Source organism: Pseudomonas sp. FH4 (assembly GCF_000510915.2).
In the GTDB taxonomy this organism is placed as follows: domain Bacteria; phylum Pseudomonadota; class Gammaproteobacteria; order Pseudomonadales; family Pseudomonadaceae; genus Aquipseudomonas; species Aquipseudomonas brenneri.
Genome location: NZ_AOHN01000026.1, coordinates 294,523 through 311,137 on the forward strand (window position 1 = coordinate 294,523; position 16,615 = coordinate 311,137).

General features: G+C 56.9%; 13 protein-coding genes, 1 tRNA gene and 1 pseudogene. 11 read left to right on the forward strand and 4 right to left on the reverse strand.

Annotated elements, in window-relative coordinates:
- Window position 1: 1 nt before the first annotated feature.
- Window positions 2-1,642 carry a glycosyltransferase family 39 protein gene (locus H097_RS21445; protein ID WP_032862314.1) on the reverse strand — a complete coding sequence of 547 codons (1,641 nt, stop codon included), beginning with the start codon at window positions 1,640-1,642 and terminating at the stop codon, window positions 2-4.
- A 207-nt stretch (window positions 1,643-1,849) separates the two neighbouring features.
- Between H097_RS21445 and H097_RS21450 the strand changes: the two genes are divergently transcribed.
- The gene (locus tag H097_RS21450) at window positions 1,850-2,758 is read left to right on the forward strand and encodes an alpha/beta fold hydrolase (protein WP_032862315.1); all 909 of its coding nucleotides are present in this window, start codon (window positions 1,850-1,852) and stop codon (window positions 2,756-2,758) included.
- A gap of 70 nt (window positions 2,759-2,828) precedes the next feature.
- On the forward strand, window positions 2,829-3,242 hold the full coding sequence (locus tag H097_RS21455) for a hypothetical protein (protein ID WP_032862316.1): 414 nt from the start codon (window positions 2,829-2,831) through the stop codon (window positions 3,240-3,242).
- A gap of 146 nt (window positions 3,243-3,388) precedes the next feature.
- Here H097_RS21455 and gabP read toward each other — a convergent pair whose 3' ends face one another.
- Window positions 3,389-4,768: a GABA permease gene (gabP, locus tag H097_RS21460; RefSeq protein WP_032862318.1), complete on the reverse strand. Its 1,380-nt coding sequence runs from the start codon at window positions 4,766-4,768 to the stop codon at window positions 3,389-3,391.
- A gap of 552 nt (window positions 4,769-5,320) precedes the next feature.
- Here gabP and H097_RS21465 point away from each other — a divergent pair.
- From H097_RS21465 to H097_RS21485, 5 genes are all read left to right on the forward strand, one after another.
- Complete coding sequence (locus H097_RS21465; RefSeq protein WP_032862319.1) at window positions 5,321-6,094, forward strand: ABC transporter ATP-binding protein; 774 nt, start codon at window positions 5,321-5,323, stop codon at window positions 6,092-6,094.
- A gap of 13 nt (window positions 6,095-6,107) precedes the next feature.
- Window positions 6,108-6,860: an ABC transporter substrate-binding protein gene (locus H097_RS21470; protein WP_032862321.1), complete on the forward strand. Its 753-nt coding sequence runs from the start codon at window positions 6,108-6,110 to the stop codon at window positions 6,858-6,860.
- A 73-nt stretch (window positions 6,861-6,933) separates the two neighbouring features.
- Complete coding sequence (locus H097_RS21475) at window positions 6,934-7,629, forward strand: ABC transporter permease (RefSeq protein WP_032862323.1); 696 nt, start codon at window positions 6,934-6,936, stop codon at window positions 7,627-7,629.
- Between the two features lie 38 nt (window positions 7,630-7,667).
- A complete protein-coding gene (locus H097_RS21480; RefSeq protein ID WP_032862362.1) occupies window positions 7,668-8,357 on the forward strand; it encodes an ABC transporter permease in 690 nt (229 codons plus the stop codon).
- Window positions 8,338-9,561 (forward strand): methyltransferase, encoded by a 1,224-nt coding sequence (locus tag H097_RS21485; protein WP_032862325.1) that lies wholly within the window; start codon window positions 8,338-8,340, stop codon window positions 9,559-9,561. The genes H097_RS21480 and H097_RS21485 overlap by 20 nt, the downstream gene beginning before the upstream one ends.
- 230 nt (window positions 9,562-9,791) lie before the next feature.
- Here H097_RS21485 and bcsQ read toward each other — a convergent pair whose 3' ends face one another.
- Complete coding sequence (gene bcsQ, locus H097_RS21490; RefSeq protein ID WP_082445653.1) at window positions 9,792-10,631, reverse strand: cellulose biosynthesis protein BcsQ; 840 nt, start codon at window positions 10,629-10,631, stop codon at window positions 9,792-9,794.
- Window positions 10,632-10,972: 341 nt separating this feature from the next.
- On the opposite strand from bcsQ, the gene H097_RS21495 reads away from it, so the two are divergent.
- The 4 genes from H097_RS21495 (at window position 10,973) to H097_RS21505 (ending at window position 15,584) form a co-directional block, all read left to right on the forward strand.
- A tRNA-Thr gene (locus H097_RS21495) sits at window positions 10,973-11,048 on the forward strand.
- 92 nt (window positions 11,049-11,140) lie between these two features.
- The gene (locus H097_RS21500) at window positions 11,141-11,734 is read left to right on the forward strand and encodes a hypothetical protein (protein ID WP_032862329.1); all 594 of its coding nucleotides are present in this window, start codon (window positions 11,141-11,143) and stop codon (window positions 11,732-11,734) included.
- Window positions 11,735-12,918: 1,184 nt separating this feature from the next.
- On the forward strand, window positions 12,919-13,977 hold the full coding sequence (locus H097_RS27970) for a DNA cytosine methyltransferase (RefSeq protein ID WP_032862330.1): 1,059 nt from the start codon (window positions 12,919-12,921) through the stop codon (window positions 13,975-13,977).
- Window positions 13,974-15,584, forward strand: a complete 1,611-nt coding sequence (locus H097_RS21505) for a TIGR02391 family protein (protein ID WP_032862332.1) — start codon at window positions 13,974-13,976, stop codon at window positions 15,582-15,584. Before H097_RS27970 ends, H097_RS21505 begins: the two co-directional genes overlap by 4 nt.
- A gap of 159 nt (window positions 15,585-15,743) precedes the next feature.
- On the opposite strand, the pseudogene H097_RS21510 reads toward H097_RS21505, so the two are convergent.
- Window positions 15,744-16,615, reverse strand: a pseudogene (locus H097_RS21510) (hypothetical protein); the annotation flags it as partial.

A 16,615-nucleotide genomic window follows, 5' to 3' on the forward strand; every position in this document is an offset into this window, starting at 1 on the left:
ATCACGGCACACGGAACACCAGCAGCGGGTTGTCATTGAGCCGCCCATTGAACGCTGGAGCCAGGTGCTCCAGCGGCGTGCCGTGTAGCAGTTGGGTTTCCTTGCGCGCGACGATGACCCAGGACGAGCGCGGCAGCGCGTTCAGTTGCGCAAGGTCGTCGCGCCCGATAAACAGCGGCTGTTCGTCGTGGTCCAGGTTCATGATGTAGCGAATGGCCCAGGTGTCCTTGCCGAGGTTGAGAAACACCAACTGCCCGGGATTCTCGGCCCGCAGGGTTTCCACGGCGCCCACGAAGTTTTTCGTGTCAAATTGCAGGTCCTTGGCCGGCTCCACGACCATCACCAGCACCAGCCATTGGGTGGCCAACGCGATCAGGCTGAGCACCACCAATCGCTGCGCGACGCAACCACGCAGACGACGCCAGGCAACGACCGCCGCCAGTTGCAGGGCAATCAACAGTGCAATCAATCCCGGCACCGAGACATCGGGCCAGTAGCCGTGTTTGCTCCACAGTTGCCGGCAGACCAATACCACGACAACCCCCAGCAGCGGCAGGATCGCCACCAGCCACTCATAGCCCCGACGCACGCCAAGCAGCCAGCCTCGGGCCTGAAGCAGGCCATAGGCCGCCACAGCGGCAAACATCGGAACCATAGGCACGATGTAGTACGCGCGCTTGAAGTTCGGCACCGACAGCCCCAACAGAATCATCAAGCCACAACCGCCCAGGCGCAGCATCAACCGCACATCCGCCTCATCATGACGCGCCGACCATGTATGGCGCAGGGCAATCAACGTCGCCAGCGCCAACGGTATCACCGGGAAATAGCGATACAGGCTCAGCTTGAAGTAGAAGTAAAACGGCTCGCCACTTTCATCAAGACGACCGGCCACCTGCATCTTCTGCACCTCATCGGCAAACCCATCGCCCCCGCTGATCCGCGCCAGCTTCAAGAGCACCCACCAACAGGCAGCCAGCAGGATCAGTCCGATCACCCCGTGGGCAATCACCTTTTTCAGCAGGCCAATCTTCTCTTCTCGCGAGCGCGCAGGCCCCAGCGCCCAGTACACACAAGCAACCCCACAGACCTCGATCAGCCCCAGAGGACCACGAATGGCAAACGCCGCCACGAACAGGGGAAAGATTGCGTATTGGCGCAGCCGCGACCCCAGGCGCTCACCGGTGTGCAGCAGGTAGAAACAGCCCAGGCACAATAAAGAGACCATTTGATCCAGGCAGACCGAGCGCGACTTCTCCAGCAACTGGGCAGTCAATGCCGTCAGTAACACTGTCAGCAACGCCCAGGCTCGCCCGCAAGGCACCAGCAAACGGTAGACCAGCGCCATCACCCCAGCCGAAGCCAGGGCGGTGGGCATGACGTTAGCCAGGTCGTTAGGCGCGCCGAACAGCCGAGCGAAGAGCAGGCTGAAATAGGTCGCGGTGCCTGGGTAATCCGGGTAAGGCTCACCGTAGGTGGTGGGGAAGAGGCTGGCGCCGTGGCGAAACATTTCCTGCAGGAACACCGCCCAACGCCCGTCAAACCCTTGCGGCTGCTGATCCCAGATACCTGCTGTAAACAGCAGTAGGGCCACCAGGAAAACACCCAGGGCCTCCAGACGAAAACGCGTGCGGTGTTCCATGGTTCAACCTGCCAGGCCGGGGGAATGCTGGCGTATATTGCCGACAGTACGCCTGAATCACGCCTGAACCAAATGCAACATTCCCCGCACCCAGTTGCATTTAAAGATCACGAGCCTTTGTCCGTCGATTTTGTTAGCGTCAACTTCCAATAAAAACTGCGCACGGGTCACCAAACCCCATCGAAAGCGCATGGACCGAGGCCCGTCATGAACCTGCCCACCCGCCTTCACCCCGAGGCATTCCGCGAGCCCGCCGCCGACAGCTACCCCATCGGCGGTTTCACCTGGCGGCATATCCGCACGGATGCCAAGCGCCCGGTGGTGATCATCAACGCCGCCACCTCGGTGCGCTGCCGTCACTATTCGCGTTTTGCCGACTACCTGTTTGCCAACGGTTTTGACGTCATCACCTACGACTATCGCGGCATCGGCGAATCACGCAGCGGCTCATTGCGCGGGTTCAAGGCCTCGTGGTCAGACTGGGGCCGGCTGGATTTCGAGGCAATCATGCAGCGCGCGCAGCGGGAGTTTGTCGGGCAGCCCATTGATGTGGTCGGCCACAGTTTTGGCGGTTGCGCGGCCGGGCTTGGCGCATCGGGTGCAGCCATCAGGCGGCTGGTCACGGTGGGCGCGCAGTTTGCGTACTGGCGTGACTACCAGGCGAATGGCCGCTGGCGGATGTTGGCCAAGTGGCACTTGGTGATGCCGCTGGTGACGGCCGTGTGCGGGTATTTCCCAGGCAAGCGCCTGGGTTGGCTGGAAGACACGCCAGCCGGGGTGGTGCGTGACTGGAGCAGCCCCACGCCCACCTACCAGACACGGCCCAGTGGGCGCGCCTTGGGCGAGCTGCCCTTTGCCCGGGTGAAGGCACAGATCCTGGCGATCAGCATTACCGACGACCCGTTTGGCACGGTACCAGCCATTGAACGTCTGCTGGACTACTTCCACGCCAGCGAGCGCCTGCACTTGCGGATTGCGCCGACGGATATTGGCGAAGAAGCCGTCGGGCATTTCGCATTTTTCCGCAGTGAATATCAGGATCGCTTATGGCCGATTGCGCTGACCTGGCTGCAGCACGGCCAGCTCGCGGCCGACACACCGGGGGCACGCCTGTAGAAACCCTTGGGATTTCGCCAGACCTGCGCTTCAATACGCCACCCAGATCCTGAACCAAGGACGTGAGCCCATGGCTTCGCCAGACAAGCAGCAAAAACGTGCCCAACGGGCAAAAGCCAAGGCCAAGCAGAACCGCACCCAGCGCGCCAATGCACCCAAGCAGGATGCGTTTGCCGACGACGACGAGCGTATTGACCTTGAATCGGTAGATTTGACCGAACTGTTCGTGGAGATGCGCGAGGCCGGCGAGACCAGCCAGCAGGCGCTGTGTGCGGCCTTCCTGGCGCACCCGTTGCTGGCGTTGGTGCTGGAGCAGGAAGGCGAAGAAAACGCCACTGACTTTATCCTGGCGGCGCTGATCGAGTATCGGCAGTGGTCCACCCATAGCGATGATGAAGCAGCAGCGTTGGCGTGGATTGAATCGCCAGCGTTCCAGGCCGACTACGTGGCGGCGTCGCAAGCACTGACCCATTCGCAAGATTGATACAAAACCCATGTAGGAGTGAGCTTGCTCGCGAAGAACTCAAGAACAACGCGTTTATTCAGGCTGTACGCGTTATCGTTGACGTTTTTCGCGAGCAAGCTCGCTCCTACAGTGTTTCGTGGCGTTAGCAGCAAGGCTTCAACTGATCAGTTAAGCACCGCAGCCCCGAGGCGCCGGCTCGCCACCAGCAACCCCGCCGCCACCACCAGCAAACTCAAGACACCGGTCGCGATGATCTCCACCCGGTGCGCCTCCTGGAACAGCATGATGGTCAACGCGCCGACGATAAACACGATCACCGCGTAGGTCAGGCCCGGGAACAGCCACATCTTGAAGGCAATTTTCTCGCCCGCTGCCGTACGTTTCTGACGCATGCGCAGTTGCGATACCGCAATCACCAGGTACACCAGCAGCGCAATCGCGCCGGAGCTGGCCAGCAGGAACTCAAACACCGCAGCCGGTGCCACGTAGTTGGCAAACACCGCGAGGAATGCCGCGCCTGTGGACAACATCACCGCCCAGTAAGGCGTGCCACTCTTGTTGGTGCGCTTGGCCACCGCCGGAGCATCACCACGACGCCCCAGGGAGAACAGCATGCGCGACGCGGTGTACAGCGCCGAGTTCAGGCAACTGGTCACAGCGACCAAGACCACCAGGTCGACAATCAGCTTGGCATTCGGGATGCCCATGCGCTCCAGCACGGTCTGATAGGAACCGACGGCCGCGAGCGTAGGATCGTTCCACGGCACCAAGGCCACAACGATGAAGATCGATACCAGGTAGAACAAGCCGATCCGCCAGATCACCGAGTTGGTGGCCTTGGTGATCTGCTGGCCCGGGTTTTTCGATTCTGCGGCCGCAATGGTCACGATCTCGGTGCCCATGAACGAGAACATGGTGGTCAGGATTGCCGCCAACACCGCGCCCATACCGTTGGGCAAAAAGCCCTGGGTGTCGAACAGGTGCGAAACGCCGCTGACCTGGCTGCCCGGCAAAAGGCCGAAAATCGCCAGCACGCCGAGAATCACAAAACCGATGATCGCCACCACTTTAATCAGCGCAAACCAGAACTCGAACTCGCCGTAGTTCTTCACGCTGAACAGGTTAGTAGCGGTCAGCAGCAAGGTAATGACCAGGGTAAAAGCCCAGATCGCCACGTCGGGGAACCAGGCATGCAGGATGGTCGCGGCGGCGTTGGCTTCCAGGGGAATCACCAGCACCCAGAACCACCAGTACAGCCAGCCGATGGTGAAGCCGGCCCAATGCCCGATCGCCCGGTCGGCATAGGTGGAAAAAGAACCGGTGTCGGGAGACGCGACGGCCATCTCGGCCAGCATGCGCATCACCAGCACCACCAGCGTACCGGCCGCCGCATAGGCCAGCAGCACGGCGGGCCCGGCTGCCGCAATCGCGTGGCCGGAGCCGACAAACAGACCGGCGCCGATCACACCGGCAATCGACAACATGGTGACATGTCGCGGTTTGAGCCCCTGTTCGAGGTCATTGGAGCTTTGCGTACGACTCATTGACACACCTTTGCGAGGAATTGCGAATACGGTCCGCCCGGCCTGCCGTGTTTCGTGAAAATAAACAAACGGGGCGTTCTTTATTTCTTACGCAAGATTTGCGCCAAAATGTAACAAACTCAAGGTTGATGCGGGCTGTAGGGAAATTCCTAACTGATCGCAAGTCATTGAGATTGCTGGCAATCCGCCACAGCGTTACCCGCCGACTCACTTCAAGAACGAATCAGCGCACCAAAAACACACACAAAAAGTAAGTGACGCCCAATTAAAGGGCTGATAGGCACCGTTTACCCGTTTAACCCTTCCAACACCCGGCCAAAGCTGGCACCATCGCGCCCTTTTTTACGCGACTGCCACGGGTTTATCGGTTAAAACGGCTGTTCGGTTGTTGATGGCGCGACACGCTGCTGTGCCGATGCGACAACCTGTCACACACCGTCTGTTTAACGCCCGTGGCGCTGTTGGCTGTCATCCGGACGCTATGCTAGCTTGGCGCCACGCCAGGAAGGCGACCCAACAGCAGGAACGCAATGAACACAATGAGGACCGCACATGGCTTTGGCCGCGCCCGCGCTTGAAATCCGCAACTTGCATAAACGCTATGGTGAGCTGGAGGTGCTTAAAGGCATCTCGCTGACCGCTCGCGACGGCGATGTGATCTCGATCCTGGGCTCCTCCGGTTCCGGCAAGTCCACGTTCCTGCGCTGCATCAACCTCTTGGAAAACCCGCACCAGGGCCAGATCCTGGTGGCCGGCGAAGAGCTCAAGCTCAAGGCCGCGAAAAACGGCGAACTGATGGCCGCCGACGGCAAGCAGATCAATCGCCTGCGCAGCGAAATCGGTTTTGTCTTCCAGAACTTCAACCTCTGGCCCCATATGAGCATCCTCGACAACATCATCGAGGCCCCACGCCGCGTGCTCGGCCAAAGCAAGGCCGAAGCCATCGAAGTGGCCGAGGCGCTGCTGGCCAAGGTCGGCATCAGCGACAAGCGCCACGCCTACCCGGCGCAATTGTCCGGCGGCCAGCAACAACGCGCCGCGATTGCCCGTACCCTGGCAATGCAACCTAAAGTCATTCTGTTCGATGAGCCCACTTCGGCACTTGACCCGGAAATGGTTCAGGAAGTACTTAATGTGATCCGCGCGCTGGCCGAAGAAGGCCGCACCATGCTGCTGGTCACCCACGAAATGGGCTTTGCCCGCCAAGTGTCCAGCGAAGTGGTGTTCCTCCACCAGGGGCTGGTCGAAGAGCAAGGATCGCCACAGCAGGTGTTTGAGAACCCGCTTTCGGCGCGCTGCAAACAATTCATGTCCAGCAACCGCTAACGGAGCAACATGCATGCAGAACTATAAAAAATTCCTCCTGGCCGCCGCCGTTTCCATGGCATTCAGCGCCACGGCCATGGCCGAGACGTTGAAAATGGGGATCGAAGCGGCCTACCCGCCCTTCAACAATAAAGACGCCAGCGGCAATGTTGTCGGCTTCGACAAAGACATCGGCGACGCCCTGTGCGCCAAGATGAAAGTCGAGAAGTGCGAAGTGTATGTATCGGACTGGGACGGCATCATCCCGGCCCTGAACGCCAAGAAGTTCGACTTCCTGGTGTCGTCGCTGTCGATCACCGACGAGCGCAAGCAAGCCGTTGACTTCACCGACCCGTACTACTCCAACAAGCTGCAGTTCATCGCGGCAAAATCCATCAAAGACTTCAAGACCGACGCTGGTTACCTCAAAGGCAAGATCATCGGTGCACAGCGCGCGACATTGGCCGGTACCTACCTGGAAGACAAACTGCCAGACACCACCGCCAAGCTCTACGACACCCAGGAAAACGCCTACCTCGACCTGACTTCCGGGCGCCTGGACGGGATGCTCGCTGACAAGTACGTGCAATACGAGTGGCTCAAGAGCAAAGACGGTTCGGCCTATGAGTTCAAAGGCGATCCGGTTGTAGAAAGCGACAAGATCGGCATCGCCGTGCGCAAGGGCGACCCGCTGCGCGAGCGCCTGAACAAGGCACTGGCGGAAATCAAGGCCGACGGCACCTACAAGAAGATCAACGACAAGTACTTCCCTTTCAGCATCGAATGATCTGATCGGCCTGCCCGGCGCGCTCACCCGAGCGTGCCGGCTTTTAGCAAGCCTTGCGCGATATGACTAAACCATGAATTTCGATCTCTACGGATTCGGCCCCGCACTCGCTGCCGGCGCGCTGATGACCGTCAAACTGGCACTCACGGCGTTATGCCTGGGGCTGGTGCTCGGCCTCGCCGGCGCCCTGGCCAAGACTTCCCCGTACAAGCCGCTGCAATGGCTTGGCGGCGCTTACTCGACCCTTGTCCGTGGCATTCCCGAATTACTCTGGGTGCTGCTGATCTACTTCGGCACGGTCAATATGATGCGGGCCCTGGGGGAGTTTTTCGGCAACCCCGACCTGTCGCTCAGCGCCTTCGCCGCCGGGGTGATCGCCCTGGGCCTGTGCTTTGGCGCCTACGCCACCGAAGTGTTTCGGGGCGCGATCCTGGCGATCCCCAAGGGCCACCGTGAAGCCGGCGTTGCCCTGGGCCTGTCGAAGCTGCGCATCTTCACCCGGTTGATCATGCCGCAGATGTGGCGCATCGCCCTGCCGGGCCTGGGCAACCTGTTCATGATCTTGATGAAGGACACCGCGCTGGTCTCGGTGATCGGCCTGGAAGAAATCATGCGCCACGCGCAGATCGGCGTGACCGTCACCAAACAGCCTTTCACCTTCTTCATGGTCGCGGCCTTTATGTACCTGGGCCTCACCGTCCTGGCCATGGCCGGCATGTACTTCCTGGAAAAACGTGCCGCTCGCGGCTTTGCGAGGAGCACACAATGAACGGCGACTACAGCTGGCTGTCGCATTTCGACCTGGGCCTGAACTGGGCCGTGATCATCAAGTGGCTGCCGAGACTGGCCCAGGGTGCGACCCTGACCCTGGAACTGGTAGCCATCGCCGTGATCGCTGGCCTGCTGCTGGCGATCCCACTGGGCATCGCGCGCTCATCACGCCTGTGGTACGTGCGCACCCTGCCCTACTGCTACATTTTCTTCTTCCGCGGCACACCGCTGCTGGTGCAGTTGTTCTTGGTCTACTACGGCCTGGCGCAGTTCGACGCCGTGCGCGAAAGCGCCCTGTGGCCGTACCTGCGGGACCCGTTCTGGTGCGCCACCGCCACCATGACCCTGCACACCGCCGCCTACATCGCCGAGATCCTGCGCGGCGCGATCCAGGCCATCCCGCCCGGTGAAATCGAAGCGGCGCGGGCGCTGGGCATGTCCAAGCCCAAGGCGCTGTTCTACATCATCCTGCCGCGTGCCGCGCGGATCGGCCTACCGGCCTACAGCAACGAAGTGATCCTGATGCTCAAGGCCAGCGCCCTGGCCAGTACCGTGACCTTGCTCGAACTGACCGGCATGGCCCGCACCATCATTGCCCGAACCTACCTGCCGGTGGAGATCTTCTTTGCCGCCGGGATGTTCTACCTGTTGATGGCCTATGTGCTGGTGCGTGGCTTCAAGCTGCTGGAACGCTGGTTGCGGGTCGATGCCTGCCAGGGACGCTGATACCGGGCTGAAGGGCGAGCGGCTGCTGGCCCGCTTCCTTGCGCTGGATGCATTCCTTACCGAGCATCAAGGGCTGTGGCGACCACGGCCCTTCACCCACCTGCAATTGCCTTGGGAAACCCGGCATCCAACGCTTGCCCAATGGCTGCGCCAGCGCTCGCTGGCAGAGGCCGAAAGCAACCACAACCTGCCCACCGAACTACAGGCGCCAGCGCCGTTTCGCCAATGGGCGGAGCTGTCGACGCGTCTGAGTGCTGTGGATAAGTTACCGTCGGGGGCGCTACATGCGCCGCCATCGCGCCTGAATGTGGATGTGCCCGGGCGCAAATGGCAGCAGATCGAGGCGTTTGGCGCCGCTCTGCACTTTGCCGAGCGCCCCACCCACTGGCTCGACTGGTGCGCCGGCAAAGGCCATCTTGGTCGTCGACTGTTGCAACCAGGGCAAAACCTGACTTGCCTGGAGTACGATCCGGCGCTGATCACCGCAGGCCAGGCGCTCAGCGACCACCATCAAATGCCCGCCCGCCACCATCAGCAAGACGTGATGGCCGAAAGCGCCGTGCAGCAACTCACCCGCGAGCACACCCCGGTCGCCCTGCACGCCTGTGGCGACCTGCACGTGCGCCTGCTGCAACTGGCCAGCGCCGCCGGCTGCCAACACCTGGCCGTGGCGCCCTGCTGTTACAACCGCATCGCCAGCGAACACTACCAGGCCCTATCGGCCCCGGCCCGCGCTTCGGCGCTACGTTTGTCGCGGGATGACCTTGGCCTGCCCCTGAGCGAAACCGTCACCGCAGGCTTGCGGGTGCGCCTGCAACGCGACACCTCCATGGCCCGGCGCTTGGGCTTCGACCTGTTACAGCGGCAACTGCGCGGGAGCGACGAGTACCTGCCCACGCCTTCGTTGCCCAGCGAATGGCTGAATCGGCCCTACGCCGATTACTGCCAGCACCTCGCGGCGCTCAAAGGGTTATCCACAGGTGAACAGGACTGGGTCACGCTGGAACAGCACGGCTGGCAACGCCTCGCCCACGTACGAAACCTGGAACTGGTGCGTGGCCTGTTTCGTCGCCCCTTGGAAGTGTGGCTGGTTCTGGATCGGGCATTGTTTCTTCAGGAAAACGGCTACAAGGCTCAAGTCGGCCACTTCTGCGAAACAGCCCTGACACCACGCAACCTGATGGTGCTTGCCGAGCGCGATTAAAGGGCAATGCGCCCTGTGGATAACTCTGTTGATGAAATTCTGTAGGACGCCGTAGAAGCGGGCGCTACAGGCAAAAATGCTGACTGGTCATTTTTTGTTCACAAAATAAAACGCACGCAAAACAGGCAGTTGCAGCGTAATGAGAACAGCTCCACAAAATGGCTGTTTCAACCTCTGTCCAACCAACAGATTGTGCATAAGCATCTGCGGTTAACCGTATAAGACGCGGTTCAAGCACCATCCAATCGCTGGCACAGCCCATGGATATCGTCACAGGCCATGCTCACCGCCTCGCTGTCCAGCGGGTCCTCGCCAAAGGCCAGTGCCTCACTGATCAGCGGGTCGCGATGGATCACTTCCAGAGCGTTTTCCCCAAGGCGCTGCTTGAAGACCTCCACCATATCCAGGCTGAAGGCGCTGCCTTCATCCAGTTGGTTGACGAACACGTGGCAACGCGGGGCCGACGGCCGCGCAAGGTACGGCGCCAGCAAGCGCTGCATTTGCTCCAGCGCACCCAGCGACGCCGCGTCCGCCAGGGCAACCACCACCACGCTATTGGCGACATGCAACGCCTGGTGCAGGTAAACGTTATTGCCGGCGGGGGTATCGATGATGACCATGTCCTGCTCACTCAAGCCCAGGCGCGACAGGTGTTGCGCCAGCCAATCCGGGTCCTGCTTGAGCCAGCGCTGCAAGTCCTCCTGCTGTTGCAGGTCGGTCTCGCCAAAAACCAGCACCCGACAGCCAGCGAAACCGGGCTGGACGAGGTGATCCCACGGTTGATTGCACAGACTGGCGCGGCCGATGCCCGGGGTGTCCTGAGGCAGGCCAAAGTGCAGGCGCAGGGCGTTTTGCGGGTCCAGCTCCAGGACCGTCACCGCACGCCCCAATCGTTGCAAGCCACTGCCCAACAGCGCCGCCAGAGTGCTGCGCCCCACCCCGCCATTGACCGACGCCAACACCACAACCCGCGCATGGCAGGCTGGCAAAGCGATTGGCTGGGGTTGTTCAGCGGCGCAGGGCGCATCTGCGATGGGGGTATCTTCGAAGAACTGCAGCGTCGACGTCATCTGCTGATCATGACGGGCAGTATTCGTTGCAAAACGTTTGTCGTCCTGGCTCACAGACCATCCTCCCTTGTCACGGCACCTTTTAGGTGCACTTGTTGTTTAGGCAGTGTGGGACAGGAGCATGAAAGTGTCATTATTTTGGTGTTTTCTATTGGATCCATTTCGACGAACGGCAAATGGTCAAATTAATGGCGAGTATTTATCCGCTGCCACAGCAGGATCTCACCCCCACGAATCCGCTGGAAAGCACAGCCGGCAGCGGAAAAACCGCGATCTGAAAAATAGTCAGAATTCAGGGGTTTACAGAACCTTTCCAATCGCTATAATCGTCGCCCTAACACGCCGGTATAGCTCAGTTGGTAGAGCAACTGACTTGTAATCAGTAGGTCCCGGGTTCGACTCCTGGTGCCGGCACCATACAAAACAAGGGCTTGCAGCGATGCAGGCCTTTGTTTTTTGCGTAATACGTAACAAGCCACGTAACAACGACCCCAAAAGGGAGTAGCACCATGGATTGGATGCAGTTTGTGGCAGCACTAACTTCCTCATTGGCCTGGCCGATTGCAGTGATCGTTGTGCTTTTGTCGTTCAAGCATCACATCACTGGGCTTCTGCCAAAAATCCGCAGCCTAAAATATGGCGAGCTCCAGATTGATCTTGAAGAACAACTGAAGGCAGTCCAAGCGGATTTGACTACCAAAGCCAGCCATTCGGATGCGCTGATCGTCCCGCCAATGTCCTCTATCGCAGCCCAATTAGCCGCTACCGCCCCCCGGGCTGCCATCCTGCACTCTTGGTTTGAAGTTGAGTCCGCGCTCAATCTGTTGATTGCCAGGCTGGGAATGAAGTTTGCGGCGAAATACGACCGCCCCAGCTACAAGATGCAGATCCTATTAGGTAAAGGAATCATCGACGATCTGACTTACTCAACCTTTGTACGGCTGACCAAGGTTCGAAACGATGCTGCTCACCTAACCGACAGGCAACTCGATACTGACGACGCACTTTCGATGTCAGCGTCTTGCGCATGGTTGATAGAGAGGCTTCAAGCAGCAACGCCGCCAGCCAATGAAAGTAATGAAGGTTTCACAGACGACCTTTAAAGCGGGCGAGACTACCCCGCCAAGTTGAACGCCGCCGAGGTGTGCCTACGCATCAAGCCCCCTCCTACGACACACGAGATTTTTTTCCGGTGCATCCACCAAAAGTGCGTAAGAAGTGTAAGTGAGATTTTTTATCTATCTCTACCCCTTATATTTCAATAGCTTAGAACCATCTCTAAACCGTAAGTAGACTGTCAGATCAGTGTCGGCGCCGAACAGTTCATGACTGTAAGTGAGGATGGCTTCAACCTACTCTTTTTAAAGGGTTTTTTAAGACGCTTTCCTTACTTACACTTTTTGACGACGTGACTGTAAGTGACGTTCCCCAATGAATCCGGGGTTTTCGGACGTTTTTCGACCCGCTGACGCTACTTACGTGTCAGGAGGGGCTGTACCTGGAAAAAGTTGTCAGCATCCGCTCAGGCGTACCGCACCAGACTGCTCTCGCCGCCCTTCCTCATGTACGCCGCGCCCGTGCAAAAGTTTGAACCCCCTCACCCCGACGTAATCAGCCTGCCAGCCCGTACCGGCGCGGGACTCACTGCATAGGCTGCTATACACCCTGCACCTGCAATGATGTGCGCTTTCGATTGGTGGCGATTCTGAAAACCCCCGAGTCCGAGCATTTTCAAGTTTTTCGCCCAATGAAACCGGGGGTTCCAGTTGATCCCCATTCGTGTCCGTCCGAAGCAGCTCTTTGCAACCCCGCTGCATTTCTGTTCAAAATTTTGCAATCTGTGAAATTGCCGATCGCCTGCCGAGCCCCCCGGCCCGCCTGGTCTGCAGGTTTGTTTGCACTACATCCCGCTTTGCACAAAAAAACGACGCAAACCCCGTCGGCGGGAGGGGGATAAGTGCTTTTTTGTGATCTTTTTTCTTCTGCCTGAAATCTTTTCAGCTTCTGGATGACTTGGGCTTAGAAAAATAGCCGGCAGAAAATGACCGACTACGCCCTAGCCCGACCGTCTGGCGCTTTCGCTTGCTAGCACTGGCGCTCGCCACGTGCATGAGCAACAGGACTATGCAAAAATCGACTCCCTCTCGCGAATGACAGAAAGTGCAGTAGCCGAGTTTCACTCCTGCTCCTCTGGCTCAAAGGATGGCTTTCTGCTAGCGTTCAGTGGGCATGTCGTTTAGCTGGACACATGGACGTTTTTTATTTTTTTGAGCCTTAGTTAATTTATATGACCCATAAGAAAGCAAGCGCAATCGACCTGTTTTGTGGAGCAGGTGGACTCACAACTGGATTAAAAGCCGCTGGGTTCTCAGTACTTGCAGGGTTTGAACTCAATGAAACTGCGGCAGCCACATACAAATTAAATCACAAAAAAACAAGACTTTTTATTGGCGATCTTTCTTTAATAGATCCTAAAGAAGTTATGCATAGTTTGGCGTTAAAACGAGGAGAACTAGATCTACTTGCAGGCTGTCCACCATGCCAAGGCTTCTCTACCCACAAAACACGTAACAGATCCAGTTCCGTAGATGACATACGAAACGATCTAGTCTTCGAGGTTTTACGTTACATAAAGGTTTTCTTGCCAAAAACCATTATGTTGGAAAACGTGCCAGGTCTTGCTAAAGATCAACGCATGTCAAAGCTTAAAGACGAACTTAAAGAACTTGGCTACATAATTGATGAGAACACTGTAAAAGTTCTGGACGCTGCTGACTTTGGCGTGCCACAACGCCGAAAGCGCATGATTCTACAAGCTTCACTTTTTGGAATCATCAATGAGCCAGAAAAGGTAAAAACTAGAAAAACGGTAAAACAGTCAATTGGTGCGTTAGCTTTACCTGGTTTTTCAGGTGACGTACTTCACGACCTACCTGTTTCCAGAAGCAAAAAAGTATTAACGATAATCGAAAACGTTCCTATCGATGGTGGTTCAAGAAGCGAACTTCCACTTGAGCTTTGGCTACCCTGTCATATCAAACGACCTGGCTCTTACAAAGACGTTTATGGGCGAATGTCTTGGAATGACGTAGCACCAACAATCACTGGCGGCTGCACCAACCCTTCTAAAGGGCGATTTATCCACCCGGATCAGAATCGCTCAATCACGCTTAGAGAAGCGGCCTTGCTCCAAACTTTCCCTGACGATTATAAATTCTCACTAAAACGAGGGAAAGATTACGCCGCGCTCATGATAGGTAACGCACTTCCGCCCTTGCTGATCAAAGCTCACGCTAAAAAATATATACAGCATCTACAGTCGGTTGAAACAGGGAATGTAAAATGACCAAGCGCTTTGTAATGAAATTTGACCCCAAGACTATCGAGCACTTGGGGGTTCGAATGTACTCTACGCTTCCTCCGGCGCTTGCTGAATTGATTTCTAACGCCTATGACGCGGACTCATCCGAGGTAAAAATAAATCTAACAGAGACTGCGTCAGGGCCATCTTCTATTAGTGTGACAGACGACGGGCACGGGATGAGCGCGCTCGACATTCAAGAAAAGTTTCTAGTCATTGGTAGAAATCGCCGACAGAAAGAAGGTGATGAGCCCACCACACGATTCAAGCGGCTTGCCACTGGTAAAAAAGGTCTGGGAAAACTTGCACTTTTTGGACTATCAAAACATATAACGATCGATACGATTAAGGACGGACTGCAGAACCGGTTCAGCTTGGATTGGGACACGCTTATGACGTCTGAGGGAGAGTACTCGCCCAATCGTGAAATTAACAATTTAAAAACCACTCGCCCCTCGGGCACCACTATTAAGCTTTCGAAACTAAAGCGTCAATCGAGCTTCGACATTGAAGCGCTGGCTGATAGTTTGTCTAAAATTTTTATCTCCGACACCACATTTAGCATTATTTTAAACAAGGGTACGGAGCGCGCTATCGTTAACGAGCAGCGGAGATACAAAAACTTTAACAAAGAATTCGAGTGGGATCTGGACGACTATATAGAAGATGACTCTAAGTACAACAATGTAATTGGGAAGCTTTTTACCGCCGAGACTCCGATCCGCCCAAACTCTGGGTTACGCGGCATATCTATTTTTTCGCGCGGAAAACTTGTGAATGCGCCCGAGTTCTTTTCAAGTAGCACTTCCAGCCACTTTTACCAGTATCTCACTGGCTGGATCCGAGCAGACTTCATTGATGAACTTGACGAAGATGTAATCTCGACGAATCGCCAATCAATAAACTGGGACAACCTTGAGATGGCGGAATTCCGGGAATTTCTTTCCGAGACTATTTCCAAGGTCAACAATAGCTGGCGTGAAAAAAGAAGAACAAAGAAGGGCACCACGATCAAAGAGGCGACTGGCATCGACACCGAGAAATGGATGTCCACAATGCCCGAAAAAGTTAGAGAGCAAACTTCCATAATTCTTGATACTCTGAATAACGACGAGTCTATAACGAAGTATGTCCCCATCGTTGAAGCGCTACATGAACTAATACCAGAATACCCGCAACTGCATTGGCGGCACCTGCATTCGGTACTTAGAGATCGAGTTCGTAGCTATTATGAAAACCAACAATATGGAGATGCGGCTGACCAGGGTGTTAAAATCTACTTTGAAGCTATTAGAAAAAACTCTGGCCTTAAAATCGATGGTACAGATTTAGTAGGTAAAGCCTTCGGCTCACGACCTCCCTTAATCCAAGTGGCGGATGTAAGTACTGACTCTGGAGATAACATTCAGAAAGGGCAGGATCATTTATCCAGAGGGCTTTTCATGGGTTTTAGGAACCCTTTAAACCACTCTCCCATTGATACGCTAGTCCCCAATACATTTTCAGAGGTAGACTGCTTAGATATCTTGAGCCTAACCTCGTATTTGGTCACTCGGATAGAGGCCATAAAAGAGTCTACTGAAGAGGATTGATCAATCCTCTCCTTAATCGCGTCCAGAATGGCCGGTCTCGAACCATCTTCGAGACTGTAGACGTTGGACGGCCTCCCTTGGCCGACTCCAGCCCTTTTTAAGAAGCGAAATCGGCCAACAGCTAACTTGGGTGGAGTTAACAGCTTCGGATTATCGAAGTCAGAACGTAATTGTTTTTATCTTTGCGGCCAATTGAGTAGCTATACCTGAGTTGCTTAAAAATACCAACGCATTTCCTGGTACCGGTGTCGGCCCGTGAGTATGAGAGGCTAACTGGGTGTTCATCTGCTGCACCAGGTCGAGCAAATCACACAACACCTGTAGAACGTTCACCCCTTCGGAACCCAACCAGGTCTTGGGCGCGACCAGCCGCTGGCTGACCGCCGCAACACTGCTGCGCAGTCCTTGAATCCTTTCCTCCATATCGCCACCCACCGTGGCGTTGTGCTTCTGCCCCACCACCAGGTTCAAGTCCCGCCCGGTTACCTGGTGCAGGTCATCCATTGCCGCCAGGCTGGCAGATCCGCCCGACAGCAGCTTGAGCGCACCCAGAGCCTCCAGCGTCTTGATGCCCCCCACCGACTCGGTGGAATGGTCATCTACCGTCCTGGTATGGCTCTGGAACCGTTCGGTGTTGCCCATCGCCTCCACCTCCCGCTCGATCGCCTTGTCCAGGGCCTTGCCGTCAGTCTGGCGTAGTCAGTTGCCGTCGGCGTCCACACGCTGCTAGCACGCCTCGCTGTGCTGCCACACCTGGTCACCCTTCAGCACGCTGGGCATGCTCAGGCCATGGGGCAGGATGGTTTGGATATAGGGCTTGTGCGGCAGGCCGTAGGCAAAACACACCACCACCTGGGTGCCTTCCTCGGGAAAGGCATAGATGCCCATTTCCTCGCCACCAGTGGGCAGTGGCAACGGCACACCGGCCAGGATCGGCAGCTTGCTGTCTGGCTCGCCATCCGGCCCCAGTACTTCGATATCAACTGCATAGCGCGGCCGGAAGTCGTCACAGATCCCGGCGCCGGCCGGGG